Annotated in this window: 11 protein-coding genes; 7 read left to right on the top strand and 4 right to left on the bottom strand. The window is 66.2% G+C overall.

Features of this window, described 5'->3' with window-relative positions:
- Positions 1 to 7 precede the first annotated feature (7 nt).
- The gene (locus M9H71_RS04670; protein ID WP_455403918.1) at positions 8 to 502 is read left to right on the top strand and encodes a cytochrome c-type biogenesis protein; all 495 of its coding nucleotides are present in this window, start codon (positions 8 to 10) and stop codon (positions 500 to 502) included.
- A gap of 33 nt (positions 503 to 535) precedes the next feature.
- On the opposite strand, the gene M9H71_RS04665 is transcribed toward M9H71_RS04670, so the two are convergent.
- The gene (locus M9H71_RS04665; RefSeq protein WP_455403917.1) at positions 536 to 1,024 is read right to left on the bottom strand and encodes a ferritin-like domain-containing protein; all 489 of its coding nucleotides are present in this window, start codon (positions 1,022 to 1,024) and stop codon (positions 536 to 538) included.
- A 53-nt stretch (positions 1,025 to 1,077) separates the two neighbouring features.
- The gene (locus M9H71_RS04660; protein ID WP_455403916.1) at positions 1,078 to 1,986 is read right to left on the bottom strand and encodes a 2Fe-2S iron-sulfur cluster-binding protein; all 909 of its coding nucleotides are present in this window, start codon (positions 1,984 to 1,986) and stop codon (positions 1,078 to 1,080) included.
- A 369-nt stretch (positions 1,987 to 2,355) separates the two neighbouring features.
- Between M9H71_RS04660 and M9H71_RS04655 the strand changes: the two genes are divergently transcribed.
- The 5 genes from M9H71_RS04655 (at position 2,356) to M9H71_RS04635 (ending at position 10,938) form a co-directional block, all read left to right on the top strand.
- Positions 2,356 to 3,927, top strand: coding sequence for a Do family serine endopeptidase (locus M9H71_RS04655; protein WP_455403915.1), 1,572 nt, complete (start codon positions 2,356 to 2,358; stop codon positions 3,925 to 3,927).
- A gap of 280 nt (positions 3,928 to 4,207) precedes the next feature.
- Positions 4,208 to 4,888, top strand: coding sequence for a response regulator transcription factor (locus M9H71_RS04650; RefSeq protein WP_164605380.1), 681 nt, complete (start codon positions 4,208 to 4,210; stop codon positions 4,886 to 4,888).
- Positions 4,889 to 4,960: 72 nt separating this feature from the next.
- A complete protein-coding gene (locus tag M9H71_RS04645; RefSeq protein WP_455403914.1) occupies positions 4,961 to 6,292 on the top strand; it encodes a methyl-accepting chemotaxis protein in 1,332 nt (443 codons plus the stop codon).
- 228 nt (positions 6,293 to 6,520) lie between these two features.
- Positions 6,521 to 7,969 carry a sensor histidine kinase gene (locus tag M9H71_RS04640; protein WP_455403913.1) on the top strand — a complete coding sequence of 483 codons (1,449 nt, stop codon included), beginning with the start codon at positions 6,521 to 6,523 and terminating at the stop codon, positions 7,967 to 7,969.
- Positions 7,966 to 10,938 (top strand): bifunctional [glutamine synthetase] adenylyltransferase/[glutamine synthetase]-adenylyl-L-tyrosine phosphorylase, encoded by a 2,973-nt coding sequence (locus M9H71_RS04635; RefSeq protein WP_455403912.1) that lies wholly within the window; start codon positions 7,966 to 7,968, stop codon positions 10,936 to 10,938. The genes M9H71_RS04640 and M9H71_RS04635 overlap by 4 nt, the downstream gene beginning before the upstream one ends.
- Positions 10,939 to 10,995: 57 nt before the next feature.
- On the opposite strand, the gene M9H71_RS04630 is transcribed toward M9H71_RS04635, so the two are convergent.
- Complete coding sequence (locus M9H71_RS04630; RefSeq protein WP_455403911.1) at positions 10,996 to 11,253, bottom strand: hypothetical protein; 258 nt, start codon at positions 11,251 to 11,253, stop codon at positions 10,996 to 10,998.
- Positions 11,254 to 11,332: 79 nt separating this feature from the next.
- Positions 11,333 to 12,355 carry a helix-turn-helix domain-containing protein gene (locus M9H71_RS04625; RefSeq protein ID WP_455403910.1) on the bottom strand — a complete coding sequence of 341 codons (1,023 nt, stop codon included), beginning with the start codon at positions 12,353 to 12,355 and terminating at the stop codon, positions 11,333 to 11,335.
- Positions 12,356 to 12,749: 394 nt separating this feature from the next.
- On the opposite strand from M9H71_RS04625, the gene M9H71_RS04620 reads away from it, so the two are divergent.
- Positions 12,750 to 16,220 carry a S8 family peptidase gene (locus M9H71_RS04620; RefSeq protein ID WP_455403909.1) on the top strand — a complete coding sequence of 1,157 codons (3,471 nt, stop codon included), beginning with the start codon at positions 12,750 to 12,752 and terminating at the stop codon, positions 16,218 to 16,220.
- The last annotated feature ends 94 nt before the right edge of the window (positions 16,221 to 16,314 follow it).

Below are 16,314 nucleotides of genomic sequence, written 5' to 3'. Positions count from 1 at the left end.
GAGACCGATGCGGAAGCTGTTCGCCGCTCTGTTGATCGTTTGCGCAACCGTCGTTGCTGCCCCGCTGGCGCACGCGGTGCAGCCCGACGAGGTGATGGCCGATCCGAAGCAGGAGTCGCGGGCGCGCGAGCTTTCGCGCGAGTTGCGCTGCATGGTGTGCCAGAACCAGTCGATCGACGATTCCGACGCGACGCTGGCCAAGGATCTGCGCCTGTTGGTGCGCGAGCGGATCGCGGCCGGCGACAGCAACAAGCAGGTGATCGATTATCTGGTGTCGCGCTACGGCGAGTTCGTGCTGCTCAAGCCGCGGTTCGAACTGCACACGCTGCTGCTGTGGCTGCTGCCGCCGCTGGTGCTGTTCGGGGGCGGCTTCGGACTGTGGCTCCACACCCGCCGCCGCGGCCGCGACGCCGCCCGCACCGACGATGCGCCGAAGCCGCTCAGCGCCGACGAGCAGGCGCGGCTCGACAAGCTCCTGGCCGAAGGCGCGGATCGGACGTAATCCGATCCGCCTTCGTTGCGCGCCGTTCGAATCTCAGAACGGGGTAATTTCCATCGGCAGCGGCTTGCCGGCCTTGTGCAGCGCGATCCAGCGGTGCAGTTCGGCGACGTGACCGCTTTCCTCGGCGACGAACTCCTTGGCCAGCATTTTGATCTCGGGGTTGTCGGTGGTGTCGAGCACGTTCTTGTACCAGTCGAACGCCCCGGTCTCCGCCTCCAGCGCGATCTGCAGCGCCAGATCGCGGCCGATGAACGGGTCGGTGCCCCAGATCGCCGCCGCTTCCGGGCTTTCGATACCCGGCCATTGGAAGTCGCCGGGCTCCATCTGCGGGATGTCGCGGAAGCCGGCGCGTGCCTGCGCGTCCGCCTGATGCATCCGCGAGTAGTCCGCGAGCTGGCGGAACAGCTTCGAGACTTCCTTGTTGCCGCAACTATCCATCGCGTCGGCGAGCTGGCCGAACCGCAGCGCGGCTTCCTGCTCCAGCTTGATCGAATGCGCCAGAAACTCTTCGACTGTTTCCATCGTCGTCTCTCCTTGTTCGGCCGTCGCCGGAGTGGCGACGGCCGTCGCTGTCGTCAGGCGTTCTCCGCAGCCTTGGCGGCGTGCTTGAGCGACCATTCCTCCTGGGTGATCCAGGCCTCGAGAATACGGACGTGTTCGGCCTCTTCGCCGACGAACTCCTTGGCTGCCGCGGCGACTTCGCGGGACTTGGTGGTGGCTTCGACCGCGCGATAGAATTCGTAGCCGCGGCGCTCGCCCTGCAGCGCCGCCTTCAGCGCTCCGAGACGGGTCAGCGTGGTGTCCGACGCCCACACCGCGGCGCGTTCCGGCGTTGCATGATCGGGCCAGGCGTAGTCCGGCGGCACGTTCTTGCTGACGTCGATCGAACCGGCGCGCGTCTTCACTTCCGCCAGATGCAACCGCGAGAACTCGGCGAGCTGCGCGAACAGCTTGGCCACCGGCGTATTGCCGGCCTCGGCCATCGCCTTGGCGAGGTTATCGTAGTGCAATGCGGCGTCTTCCTCGACCTTGGCCGCGTAGCTGAAGAATTCCGGCAGGGTGTTGATTTCCATCCCGCCTTTGTAGTGCGCGGCGGCGGGGGTCACCGCCATGCGCTGCGGCTTGGTCTTGTCGCCCTCGAAGCGGACCATGATGTCTTCGTTGCGGACGAAGCACTGGCAGGCGAGGCGATAGCGCGGCGGAACGTCGTTGACCTCGGCATCGACGATCTCGTCCTTGGTGATCTTGCCGAGCTGGCGGAGGACTTCCTTTTCCTTCTCGGTCAGCGCCACCGCCGATTTGGCCTTCGGATTGAAATGCTCGACCTGCACCAGGCAGGAGCCGCATTCGCCGTCCTGACAATCGAACGGGATCGGAATGTTGTGCGATTTCGCAACCGCCAGAATGGTCCCGCGATCGCCCGCCACTGCATAGACGGTGACATCTTTCGCCATAACCGGGGACGAGAAGGTAATATTCGCCACGTTGCACTCTCCTGTCGTCAAGTTGCTGATCGACGCCGTGCTGGCGCCCTCCGGCAGCGCCTTGGCAAGATCCAGGCCATCACTGATTATGAAGTAATTCAGTTAGTTGCGTGGAGATCGGGGGGAGCGGGTGCGACCAAAGACGGATCGGATTCCCGACACGAATGTACGAACGGCGACAATTTCGGGGCGCGGAGCAGGACCGGAAGCGACCATCGGTCGCGGCCTGCCGGGGCGGAATACCGCCAAAATTACAAAAGTTTAATTCCTTCGCCAGAGCGCCGTAAGGCTGCAGGGCCCATCTTCCGAAGCAATGGTGCTGATCGGTTTCGCACCTTCGGTTTCAACTGGTCTTCGGAGATTTTCTCAATGCATGATCGTCGCCCCGTTCCGTCCTCGCAGTCTTCGCACCGGCCGCTCGCCAGGTCGTTGCTGTCGGCGCGCAAATTCGCGCTGATGGCCTCGGTGGTCGCCGGTCTGGGGGCAGGGGCTTACGGAATAGGTCATGGCAACGGTTCGTTCGATCTGATTGCAACGCCGGCGCACGCCCAGCAGGTCGGCGCCAAAGTTCAGCCGTCGCAACAGCCGGTCGGCTTTGCCGACATCGTCGACAAGGTGAAGCCGTCGGTGATTTCGGTGAAGGTCAACATCGCCGACAAGATGGCGAAGAACGACGATCGCGAAGACTTCTCGTTTCCGCCCGGCTCGCCGATGGAACGGTTCTTCCGCCGGTTCGGCGGCGAAATGCCGCCCGGCCTGCGCGGCCATCGCGGCGGCGGCATGATCACCGGCCAGGGCTCGGGCTTCTTCATCTCGGCCGACGGCTACGCGGTGACCAACAACCACGTCGTCGAAGGCGCCGACAAGGTCGAAGTCACGACCGACGACGGCAAGACTCACAAAGCGAAAGTCATCGGCACCGATCCGCGTACCGATCTGGCGCTGATCAAGGTCGAAGGCAGTTCGAATTTCCCCTACGCCAAGCTTGCCGAGGGCAAGCCGCGGATCGGTGACTGGGTGCTCGCGGTCGGCAATCCGTTCGGCCTCGGCGGCACCGTCACCGCCGGCATCGTCTCGGCGATGGGCCGCGACATCGGCAACGGGCCCTACGACGATTTCATCCAGATCGACGCACCGGTGAACAAGGGCAATTCCGGCGGCCCGGCGTTCAACACCAACGGCGAAGTCGTCGGCGTCAACACCGCGATCTACTCGCCCTCGGGCGGCAGCATCGGCATCGCGTTCTCGATCCCGGCCAACACCGTCCAGGCGGTGGTCGAGCAGCTCAAGGACAAGGGTTCGGTCAGCCGCGGCTGGATCGGCGTGCAGGTGCAGCCGGTGACGCCGGAGATCGCCGACAGCCTCGGCCTGAAAACGGCCGAAGGCGCGCTGGTCGCCGAGCCGCAGTCGAACGGCCCCGCAGCCAAGGCCGGGATCGAATCCGGCGACGTGATCACCGCGGTCGACGGCACCCCGGTCAAGGACGCACGGGAATTGGCACGCACTATCGGCGCGTTCGCGCCGGGGCATTCGGTCAAGCTCACCGTGTTCCACAAGGGCAAGGACCGCGAACTGACGCTGACGCTCGGCGAGTTGCCGAACAAGATCGAGGTCAGCAACTCCGATCGCGGCGACGGCGGCTCCAGTCAGGGGCTCGACCTGCCGAAGCTCGGCCTGACGCTGGCGCCTGCCGGCTCGGTCGCCGGTGCCGGCAAGGAAGGCGTGGTGGTGACCGACGTCGACCCGAAGAGCGCCGCCGCCGATCGCGGCTTCAAGGAGGGCGACGTCATCCTCGAAGTCGCCGGCAAGAACGTGTCGAACCCGGGTGACGTTCGCGACGCGCTCGCTTCGGCCAAGAAGGACAGCAAGAACAGCGTGCTGATGCGAGTTCGCAGCGGCGGATCGTCTCGCTTCGTTGCGGTTCCGATCGCCAAGGGCTGATCGGCGCAGCGATGACGACAGCAATGGAGAGTGTCGCCGGCAATCGTCGCCCCCAGCCGACGGCTCTGTCCCGGGGACGGGCCTTAACCCGCTCGTCCCCACTTTACACCTTCCGTTAGGAGTTCAGCCCCCCTCCGTCGGAAGGCTCAGGCGGGCGGTGGAGTCCCCCAGCTCCATCGCCCGTTCCTGTCCCGGGGGCGTTCGTGCCGCCTTGCAAGGAGGCTGAAGCCGCGTCATGTTGCAACAGAGCCCGCAAAGTTTGAGCAAGTCCGACAGCAATATGCGTCTGTTGATCATCGAGGACGACCGCGAATCCGCCGATTACCTGGTCAAGGCATTTCGCGAGGTCGGCCACGTCGCCGATCTAGCCGGCGACGGCGAAGAGGGCCTGGCGCTGGCGGAGAGTGGCGACTACGACGTCCTCGTGGTCGACCGGATGCTGCCGAAGCGCGACGGCCTGTCGGTGATCGGAAGCCTGCGTGACAAGGGCAACCGCACGCCGGTGTTGATCTTGTCGGCGCTCGGCCAGGTCGATGACCGCATCAAAGGGCTGCGCGCCGGCGGCGACGATTATCTGCCGAAGCCTTACGCCTTCGCCGAACTGTTGGCGCGCGTCGAGGTGCTGTCGCGGCGCCATGGCGGACCGGCCGAGGAGACCAGCTACCGCGTCGGCGATCTGGAACTCGACCGGCTGTCGCATCGCGTCACGCGCGGCAGCGAGGAGCTGACGCTGCAGCCGCGCGAGTTCAGGCTGCTCGAATATCTGATGAAGCACGCCGGCCAGGTAGTCACCCGCACCATGCTGCTGGAGAACGTCTGGGACTATCACTTCGATCCGCAGACCAATGTCATCGACGTGCACATCTCGCGGCTGCGCTCGAAGATCGACAAGGGGTTCGACCGGCCGCTGCTGCACACCATCCGCGGTGCCGGCTACATGATCAGAGACGGGCTGCGCTGACCGCGGCCGGGCCGGCTCCATCTCGCCTCCCGGTATCTAGATGGGGCGAAGCCATCGTTTCTTAATTTTCATATGCGAGCGTCCCTCAAACCGACACACCAGGGATGTGAACGCCGCATGTTTATGGGACGCCAGAAGAAGCAGGAACTCATTCAGAAGGCCGAATGGCTCGACACTCTGTCGCTGCATTGCGGCATCGGGCTGTGGGACGCGATCCTGTACGAAGGCGATGCGATGCATCCCAAGGCTCGCTGGACCTGGTCGTCCGAGTTTCGCCGGCTGTGTGGCTACAGCTCCGAGGCCGAATTTCCCAACGTCGTGCAATCCTGGTCGGATCGCCTGCATCCCGACGATGTGGCTCCGACCTTCGCGGCCTTCACCCAGACCTGCCAGACCGGCGTCGGCTACGACGTGAAGTATCGCCTCAAGGTCAAGGACGGCAGCTATCGCTGGTTCCGCGCCACCGGCGGCGTTGTGCTCGACGAAAACCGCAAGCCGCGGCGTGCCTGCGGTTCGCTGGTCGACATCGACGAACTGGTGAAGGCGGAGAACCAGAAGCGCGACACGATCCATCAGCTCGCCAACGATTTCGAAGGCGCCATCGGCAAGATCGTCAGAACGGTGTCGTCGGCTTCCGCCGACCTCGAAAGCTCGGCACGTCAGCTCGCGACCACGGCCGACACCTCGCAGCAACTCGCCGGCAACGTCGCTGCGGCCTCCGAAGAAGCCACCAGCAACGTGCAGTCGGTCGCGTCGGCGACTGATCAGCTGTCGTCGTCGATCCGCGAGATCAGTCAGCAGGTTCAGGAATCCGCACGAATCGCCGGCGACGCCGTCGGCCAGGCGCGCAACACCACCGATCGCGTCAGCGAACTGTCGATGGCAGCCACGCGGATCGGCGACGTCGTCGAACTGATCAACACCATCGCGGGCCAGACCAATCTGCTCGCGCTCAACGCCACGATCGAGGCGGCGCGCGCGGGCGAGGCCGGTCGCGGCTTCTCGGTGGTGGCGGCCGAAGTCAAGGCGCTCGCCGAGCAGACCGCGAAGGCCACCGGCGAGATCGGTCAGCAGATCAGCCGGATCCAATCCGCCACACAGGAATCGGTCGGCGCGATCAGCGAGATCAGCGGCACGATCGAGAAGCTGTCGGAGATCTCCGCGCACATCGCCTCCGCGGTCGAAGAGCAGGGCGCGGCGACGCAGGAGATCTCACGCAACATTCAGCAGACCGCGCAGGGCACCGAGCGTGTCTCCGCGACCATTCTGGACGTCAAGCGCGGCGCGGTCGAAACCGGCTCGTCGTCGTCGCAGTTGCTCTCGTCGGCACAGTCGCTGTCGCAGGAAAGCGGCCGGCTCGAAGACGAAGTCAGCCGCTTCCTTCGCACCGTACGCGCCTCTTAGCGCACGGCCTTATGCGGCTCGCAGCGCCAGATGCGGTGCTGCGCCAGCTATTACTCGCACCGGGGCGCCGCCTTCAACAGGGCGGCGCCCCGGTCTTTGTTTGAAAGGTGCGTACTGATCCGCAGTGTCGTTCCTTGAACGATTTGTCACTTTGGATTCAGGCCTGAAGTGTCTAATTTGCCGATATGAAACCGCTTCCACAGCATCGCCGCCGCCGGGACGTGATCCGTGACCGCGTTCGGTAAACTGATCCGAACTACCGCGTTTCGGCTGACGCTGGTCTATCTGTTCCTGTTCGGCTTGTTCGCAGCCTCGCTGGTGGCGTACTTCGCCTGGACCACGCGCAAGCTGATCACCGATCAGATCACCACCACGGTCGATGCCGAGATCGCCGAGATCAACGACATCTATGGCCGCCGCGGTCTGCGCGGCGTGGTGTTCACCATCGAAAACCGCGCGCTGCGGCCCGGGGCCAATCTCTATCTCGTCACCACGCCGGCAGGGCAGGCGGTCGCGGGCAATGTCGGCGCGCTGGCGCCGGGAGTGATGAGCAAGCTCGGCTGGAGCGAGACGTTCTATCGCCGGCTCGACGATCAAGAGCGATCCAATCACCGCGCACTGGTTCGAGTCACCGAACTGTCCAGCGGCTTTCGCCTCCTGGTCGGCCGCGATCTGGAAGAGCGGCGGCGGCTCAACAAAGTGGTGCGCTCGGCGGCGCAATGGTCGGTGCTGATTGTGGTCGTGCTCGGCCTCGGCGGCGGCGTGTTCGCCGCGCGACGCGTGCTGCGACGGATCGATGCGATGACCGGCACGACGCAGCGGATCATGGCCGGCGATCTGTCGGGGCGGCTGCCGGTCGGCCGCAGCGGCGACGAGCTCGACCGTCTGGCGGAAAATCTCAACGCCATGCTGGAGCGGATCGAAGCCCTGATGTCGGGGATGAAGGAAGTCTCCGACAACATCGCGCACGATCTGAAGACGCCGCTGACGCGGCTGCGCAACCGCGCCGAGGAGGCGCTGGCGGGCGCCTCGAGCGAGACCGACTATCGCGTGGCGCTGGAACGCACGATCGAAGAATCCGACGGCTTGATCCGCACCTTCAACGCGCTGCTGATGATCGCGCGCGCCGAAGCCGGCTACGCCAGCGGCGACATGACAGATTTCGACGTCGCCGAAATCGCGCGCGACATCCACGAATTGTACGAGCCGCTGGCCGAAGACAACGCGCTCAGCCTGCAGGTCGAAGCACTGGCCGCACCGGTGCGCGGCAATCGCGAATTGATCAGCCAGGCGCTCGCCAATCTGGTCGAGAACGCGATCAAATACGGCAAGCCGCAATCGCCTGCTGACGGTAGCGCGGATGCTGCCACGGCCATCGTGCGGATCGAAGCGCGGCGCGACGGCGATCAGGTGCTGCTCAGCGTCACCGACCACGGCATCGGTATTCCGGAGGCCGATCGCAAGCACGCGATCGAACGTTTCGTGCGGCTGGAGGCCAGCCGCACCCTGCCGGGCTCCGGGCTCGGCCTCAGCCTCGCCTCGGCGGTGGCGCGCCTGCACGGGGGCGAACTGCGACTTGCCGACGCGGACCCCGGTTTGCGCGCCACGCTTGCAATTCCGGCGCGCACGGGCGAAGGACAGGCCTCCGCAACGACTCTCGAACCGGCTCCGGCATGATTTCTTCCGCGATCGACGCGGACCTCGACCAGACCGCTTTGGCAGCGCGCTTCGGCGCCGGGCCGTGCCTGTACGATCCCGTGCTGGCGGCCGAGCGGCTGGCCGGATGGCTCGCCGATGTGGCGCCGGATCAGGCCAAGGCGATCGCCTCGCTCGGCACCGCGTTTCCGGCGGTGCAGACTGCGCTGCAGTCGATCGCCGAGGCCTCGCCGTATCTGTTCGATCTGATCCGCGCCGATCCGGCCCGGCTGCTGCGCGTGCTGCGCGGCGCGCCGGAGCAGGGGCTGGCCAAGCTGCTGGAGAGCGCCGAGACCTCGGTCGCCGCTGCGTCGTCCGAGGACGAGGTCATGGCGGCGCTGCGCCGGATGAAGGCCGAGGCCGCGCTCTTGATCGCGCTGTGCGACATCGGCGGGATCTGGCCGGTGATGCAGGTGACGCAGGCGCTCACCGATCTGGCCGGCCGCTCGGTGCAGATGACGCTGCGCTTCCTGTTGCGTCAGGAAGCCGGCCGCGGCCGGATCGTGCCGCCGAATCCCGACTGCCCGGAGCAGGGCTCCGGCCTGATCGTGCTGGCGATGGGCAAGATGGGCGCCGGCGAGTTGAACTATTCCAGCGACATCGACCTGATCGTTTTCTACGAACTCGACGCGCCGACTCTCGCGCCGGACATCGAGCCGCAGCCGTTCTTCGTGCGCGTCACCCAGGGGCTCAGCCGCATCCTGCAGCAGCGCCGCGGCGACGGCTACGTGTTCCGTGTCGACCTGCGACTGCGACCCGATCCGGCCTCGACGCCGGTGGCGCTTTCGACGCTGTCGGCGCTCGATTACTACGAACGCGAGGGCCGCACCTGGGAACGCGCCGCGATGATCAAGGCGCGGCCCTGCGCTGGCGATCTGGTCGCGGGCGAGGCAATGCTGTCGGAGATCGCGCCCTTCGTCTGGCGCAAGCATCTGGACTTCGCCGCGCTCGCCGACGTCCACGACATGAAGCGGCAGATGCAGACCTATCGCGGCCAGACCGAGGTCGCGGTGGAAGGCCACAACGTCAAGGTCGGCCGCGGCGGCATCCGCGAGATCGAGTTCTTCGCCCAGACCCAGCAACTGATCGCCGGCGGCCGCCATCCGGAACTGCGGGTGCGGCCGACGCTCGAGGCGCTCGATATTCTGGCGGCGCGCAACTGGATCACCTATCAGGCGCGCGACGAGCTGACCGAGGCGTATCTGTTCCTGCGCAAGGTCGAGCACCGGGTGCAGATGATCGCCGACGAGCAGACCCATGCGCTGCCCGACAGCATCGATGCGATCGAACGGTTCTCCCGCTTCCTCGGTTACGACAGCCGAGAAGCCTTTGCGCGCGATCTGCTCGGCTATCTCGAACGTGTGCAGGGCCATTACGGCAAGTTGTTTGAAGGCGATCCGACCGGCACCGCGAAGCTGCCGCCGGTCGATTACGGCGCCGGCCCGGAAGACATGCGCCTGCTCGATCACCTGCTGTCGCTCGGCTACAAGAAGCCGGTGATGGTCGCGACCACGCTGCAGCAATGGATGACCGGCGGCTATCGCGTGCTCAAGGTCGAGACTACGCAGCGCGCTTTCCGCGAGTTCGTCCCGGCGCTGATCGAGGAGCTGGCGCGCGCCGAACAGCCGGACGACGCGATCAACGCGTTCGACCGGTTGCTGCAGGCGCTGCATCGCGGCGGCCGGCTGATCTCGCTGCTCAGTCAGAACCGCGATCTGCTGACGCTGGTGGCGCTGGTGCTCGGCGCCGCGCCGCGGCTTGGCGACATGCTGGCTCAGCAGCCGCAGATCCTCGACGGGCTGATCGATCCGCGATTCTTCGGCGCGATGCCGGATCAGGCCGAACTATCGGCGCGGCTGGCGGTGACGCTGGCGGATGCCGATTCCTACGAAGAGTTTCTCGATCGGATGCGGCTGTTCGGTCAGGAGAGTCTGTTCCTGATCGGGACGCGGATTCTGTCCGGCACGGTGCCGACCCAGCAGGCCGCGGTGGCGTTCGCCGACGTCGCCGAAGGCATCGTCGGCACGGTGCACGGCCTCGTCAGCGAGCAGTTCGCCTCGACCTACGGCCGGGTCAAGGATCAGCAGACCGCGATCCTGGCGATGGGCAAGCTCGGCAGCCGCGAGATGACGGCGTCGTCCGACCTCGACCTGATCCTGATCTACGATTTCGACGACGATGCACCGGACAGCGACGGCGAACGCTCGCTGCACGGCGCGCAGTACTTCGCGCGCTTCACCCAGCGGCTGATCTCGGCCTTCACCACGCGGACCAATTACGGCGTGTTGTACGACGTCGACATGCGGCTGCGGCCGTCGGGCCGCGCCGGCCCGGTCGCGTCGCGGCTCGATGCGTTCGCGGCCTATCAGGAACAGGAGGCCTGGACCTGGGAGCATCTGGCGCTGACGCGGGCGCGGGTGATCTCGGCGCCGCCGGCGTTTCGCCGCAGGATCGAGCAGGTGATCCGCGCCGTGCTGACGCGGCCGCGCGATGCGGGGATCATCGCCAACGATGTCGCCGAGATGCGCCGCGCGATCGCGCAGGAGAAGGGCGAGGACGACGTCTGGGACCTGAAATACGCCGCCGGCGGCATGGTCGATATCGACTTCATCGCGCAGTATCTGCAGCTCGTGCATGCGCACGAGGCGCCGGATATTCTCCACGTCAACACGCTCGCGGCGCTCGACAATGCGACGCGGCTCGGTTTCCTGGCCTCCGCCGACGCCGAGGTGCTGCGGCCGGCAGCGCGGCTGTATCAGGACCTGACGCAGATCCTGCGGTTGTGTGTCAGCGAGAAATTCAAGCCTGAAACCGCCGGCGACGATCTGTTGCGGGTGTTGGTGCGCGCCGGCGATGCGCCGGACTTCTCGTCGCTGCAGGCAAGGGTGAAAGAAACCCAGTCCGACGTGCGCGCGATCTTCAACCGCTTGATCGGCGGCGAGGGCGCATAGCGAGCGCCGCCGCGATCCGCAGCGCGATGGCTGCCTGGTCGTGCAGCCCGCTTGCGATTACTTCGCTGCTTCGGCGCCGGCCGCCGGCACCTGCTCGCAATCCATCGAATACACCAGCTTGCCGCTCGCGGTGTGGCCGATCGGCTGGCAGCCGGCGACGCCGTCGTCGGGCGGGGCCGTAATGGCGCCGCGCGCTTCCGTCGGTGCCTCGTCCTGCTTGGTCATGACGACGTAGCCGATGCCGACCGCCGCGCCGACGATCGCCAGTCGAAACATCCAGACCGAAGTCTGGTGGAAGGCGGCACTGAAGTCCACGGCCGGGCTCCTTGCGTCAATCGTTGTCCCGCTCTTACACGGCGGCTTCGAACGCGGACAAGCGGGATTTTTGGCTAGCTCAGCCGGCCTGCCTCAGCGGATCTTGCGCCACGGCAGTCCACCATCGCTGCACCACTGCCGGGCTGGTGAGCTGGATCGCTGCGGAAGCGTCGAGCTGCGCCTTGCGATAGGCGCTGGCGGTGACGCCAAACCGGGCGCGGAACGAGCGGCTGAAATGCGCCTCGCTCTTGAAGCCGAGATCGGACGCGAGGCGCGACAGTCGCCGCGTCTCCAACGGATCGGCGAGCGCCGCCTGCACGGCGAGCAGGCGGCGTTCCTGGACATAGCGCATCACCCCGCCGCGATCGGCGAACAACCGGTACAGCGACGCGCGCGACACTTCGAGCTGCTGCGCCAGCCAGTCGGGCGACAGCTCTGGCCGAGCGAGGTTGTCGCGGATCAGCGCTTCGGTGAGCGCCAGAATGGTCTCGTCGGCGCTGCGTTGCGGCGCGAGGTCGGCCTCGGCGGCGGGCGCCAGCAACCGGCGTAGAAACTCGGCGGTCTCCGCAACGGTGGCCGCGACGTCGGCCTCGGTCAGTTGCGCGCTGCGCTCCTGCAGCGAGCGGATATAGGCGGCCAGCAGATCGTTGCGCAGCGGATCGAGCTTCGGCTTGAGGGTGTGCAGCGGCACGCCGCCGAGCAGCCTGCGTGGCACGATCAGGCACATCGTGGTCGATGCAAAGGCGCGGGTCGAGATCGGGCAGGCGAGATCGATCAGCGCCACCTTGCCGGGGCCGATCACGGTCTGCTGCCGCGTCACCTCGCCGTTGAAGCCGCCGGTGACGTAGAGGTGCAGCAGCAGGTGATCCGGCGTCATCGCGATGCGCTGGGCATCGCGGACGAAGTCCTGGGCGTTGAACGCGACCTTGGCGACCACCAGGTCGCCGATGATGATGCCATAGGCCGAGCCGGTCGGCGTCTTCCTGCTCGGGCCGCAGCGCCGCGGCTCGAACAACGGGGAGATCACCGCGCTCCAGGTCGCGAATGCGTTGGCCTCGTCGAGGCCGGAGGTCACGTAATAGAGTCGGGGAAGGGGCGCCATCGGGTCGATTGATCTTCAAGCCGGCTCGACAGGCCATCGGCATTTGCGCCGCCGGTGGCCAAGTGCCTTCAGCTTAGCGGGTTTTTCCACGAAAGACGATGCGTCTCCGCGCCGCCAGCCGACAGGACGCGGTCGCGATGGATTGCGCGCTCCGCGTGTGCCCGCGCCAAGGCGAGGAGGTGGCCGACACTCCCGCCCGTCCTGTTCTGAGACGCAAAGTCAAAGGAAAACGCCACCTTCAACCTGAATCCGGCCGCTCCGCTCTGTCGCGACGTATTCGCACCGATTTAGAACTACGCGAACACCGAGGCGAAGTGTTCGTCAGTTCGCCGATCGAGACAGAAGACCGAGCATGCGCGGCTGAGGCGCCTGCTCGGACAGGAAGGGAAAGTCCGTGAGCACCGTGGGGCGTTTTCGTCATCTCTCGTCGCTGCTGTTGTGTACGACGTTTCTTGTCAGCACTCCGATGTCAGCCGCGTTGTATGCGGCGGAATCGCCTTCGAAATCGGTTGCCAAGTCTGCCTTGTCGCCTGACCTGAAGGCGAAGTTCTCCGATGCGATGCGGCAGGGCGAGCGCGCGCTGATCGCGCAGGCTTACGACAGCACGTATCGCGATCCCGGACTCCGCGACGCCGTGGTGCGCCATGTCTCCACGCTGGCGCCGAGCGCGCTGCGCGACGTCAGCACGGCTGCCGATCTCGGCGTGCTGACCTCCGGTCAGCGGATGGTCCTCGCGCCGAACGCTGCGCAAGTGCTCGCGACCCGCACCGCATCGGTCTCGGGATTGACCGCGTCGTCGTATCAGAACGTTGCGATGGCGATGAACAACTCGCCGAACCTGCCGAACCAGATGCCTGACGCGAAACTTCAGACCTGGAATCTGGATAGGATCGGTGCGCAGGCGGCCTATGACCGTGGCTTCACCGGCGCCGGCGTCACCGTCACGGTGGCTGATACCGGCTTCGACACGACCAATGCCGGCCTCGTCAACAAGCTGCGCACCAACCTCGGCAAGAACTACGTCGTCGAGATCGGCAAGGCGTTCGATCCGAATGACCTTTCGCCCGAGAGCGCGCAGAAGACCGACATCCACGGCTCGCACGTTGCCGGCATAATCGCGGCCGAGAAGTTCACCAATGTCGATGCGCACGGCGTCGCTTACGATGCCAACATCATTCCGCTGCGTGCGATCACCGAGATAGGTTACACCACCTACGGGACGGTCGACTCTTCCGCGCTGGCGCTGAATTACTTCGCCAGCCTGAGCGGGACGATGGTGTACAACGCCAGCTATGGCCCGAACTCCGACGGTCTGACCAATCTGAAGCAATGGACAGTCGGAAACATCGATGACGAGGCGAATGCCGCGTTCAATGTGCTCAAGGCCGGCAAGATCATCGTCGCCGCCGCCGGTAACGACCGCGTCGAAAATCCGGTCGCCGCCCGCAATGCCAACGGCATTGCGCTGATGCCGTTCTTCAATCCGGCGCACGCCGCGCTTGGTGTGTACGACGATCAGGGACAGCAGCTCGACGGATCTGCCCTTCAACATCAGCAGGGTCAGATTATTTCGGTGATGTCGGTGGGCATCACCAAGGCGGCTGCGTCCTATTCGAATCTGTGCGGCGTCACCGCGAGCTGGTGCGTGGCCGCGCCCGGTGGCGATGATGCAACGGGCGCGCTGGTGTATTCGACCGTTCCGGTGAACACCTACGGCTTCGCGCAGGGCACCTCGATGGCGGCGCCGACGGTGTCGGGCGCGATCGCGGTGCTGATCCAGGCCAATCCGAGCTACAATGCCCAGGACCTGTCGCGCCTGTTGTTCTCGACCACCGAAGATCTCGGCGCGCCCGGCGTCGATGCCGTGTTCGGTTACGGTCTGATCCGGCTCGATCGCGCTACCGACGGTCCGACCACGCTCGCCGCCAACACGGCGGTGTCGGTCGCGGCCGATCAAACCACCTACTGGAGCCGGTTGCTCACCACCGACGGCGACTTCTCCAAAGTCGGCGCCGGCATTCTGAGCGTCTCCGGCCGCACCAACGCCGGCGGCAATGTGTTCGCTCAGCTCGGCACGCTCGCGGTCGACGGCACGCTGACGATGTCGGCCGGCCATCGCCTCGAAGTCGCGCAGCCCGCAACCCTGGCCGGCTTCGGCACGATCGCCGGCGACACCGTGATCGCGGGTACGCTGTCGCCGGGCAAGATGGCCAATATCGGCGACCTGGTGAGCAACAATGTGGTGCCGGCCGGCACCGTGCTGAACGGCAACTCCGTCGGCTCGCTGACCTTCAACGGCAACGTCACGCTGACCGCGACGGCCAATACCAGGATCGATATCGACGGCTCGCTGATCGTGCCCGGCGGCCCCGGCACCTACGACAAGATCTACGTCACCGGCGCCGGCAACGTGTTCTACGCGGCCGGCACGCTGACCCCGGTGCTGCGCGGCAGCGTCGGCACCGTGAGCAACTACACGCCGGCGCTCGGCACCGAATTCGCCTTCGTGCAGGCGACCGACGGCGCCAGCACCGCGGGCAGCTTCTCCAACCTGGTGCAGCCGACCTCAGGGCTGCCGGCCAACGGCCGCTTCGACCTGATCTACAGCCCGACTTCGATCGCCCTGGTAGTGACGCCGTCGAGCTTCAGCCAGCTCGCCGAAGCCGACAAGCTGGGGCCGACGCAGCAGTCGATCGCCCGCATCCTCGACAACAAGCGCGCGGCCGCGGGCGTGATGCCGAGCGCCAACGAGAAGGCGCTGTACGACGCGCTGTACAAGCTCGACACCGAGGCGCAGTTCGACCAGGCGCTCGGTCAGCTCGCCGGCCCCGGCCAGCCGGCGATGGCGTCTGCGCCGCTGCAGGCGTTCACCGGCTTTCTCGGCGCGATCGGCGACCGCCAGGACATGCTGACGTCGGGCAGCGAGCTCGGCCAGAACGGCACCGCGCAATCGTTCGCGCTGTCCTACGCGGGCCACAACACGATGAGCGCCGGGACCAACGCGGCGATGAATGCGTTCGCCAGCATCTCGCCGGCCGAGCGGGTGCAGGACGGCTGGTCGGTTTGGGGGCAGGGCTTCGGTCGCAACAGCCGGATCCGCGACAGCGGCGATCTGTCGGGCTCGAAAGCGGTCAGCGCCGGTTTCACGTTCGGCGTCGACCGCCGGTTCTCCAACAGCCTGACCGCCGGCGGTGCGTTCGGCTACGTTCGCACCACCGCGACCAGCACCGACATGCAGGGCACCGTCGATACCTACGCCGGCGCCGCCTATGCGAGCTGGACGCCGGGTGCCGCGGTCGTCGATGTCCGGATCGCGGCCGGTCCGAGCCAGATGGCGACCAGCCGCCAGATCCTGCTGTCGCCCACCAGCCTGCAGGGCAGCGCAAATGGCGTCGGCGTCGGCACCACGTTCGAAGCCGGCTATCGGTTCGCGATGGGGCGTGACGTGACGCTGAAGCCGTTCGTCGGCATGACCTGGCAGGGCTTCCGCCGCGACGCTTACAGCGAAAGCCAGCTTCCGATCGGCCTCGTCTATGCGGCCCGGACCTACGACAAGCTGACCTCGACGGTCGGCGCCGCGGTGAGCGCGCGGCTGCGCACCACCGACGGCACCACGCTGGCGCCGGAGCTGAAGGTCGGCTGGGGCCACGATCTGCGCGACACTACGCTGGTCAGCGAGGCCGCGTTGCTCGACAACGCGTTCCTGGTCGATGCGGCGCAGCCCGGCCGCGATGCGGCGCTGGTCGGCGCCAAACTGTCCGGCTGGCGCACCGAAACGTTCCGGATGTTCGCGGCCTATAGCGGCGAATTCCGTAGCAACGCCACCAGCCATCAGGTCTCGGCCGGCGCCCGCGTCAACTGGTAGGCACAGGTCGTAGAGTTCATGCGAAAGCCCCGGTTCTGAGTGATCAGAACCGGGGTGTTTTTTGCGCGTCTGTCCGGCGCGGGCAAGACTCGCG

The organism is Rhodopseudomonas parapalustris, assembly GCF_053772255.1.
This window is presented reverse-complemented; position numbering and strand designations above follow the sequence as displayed.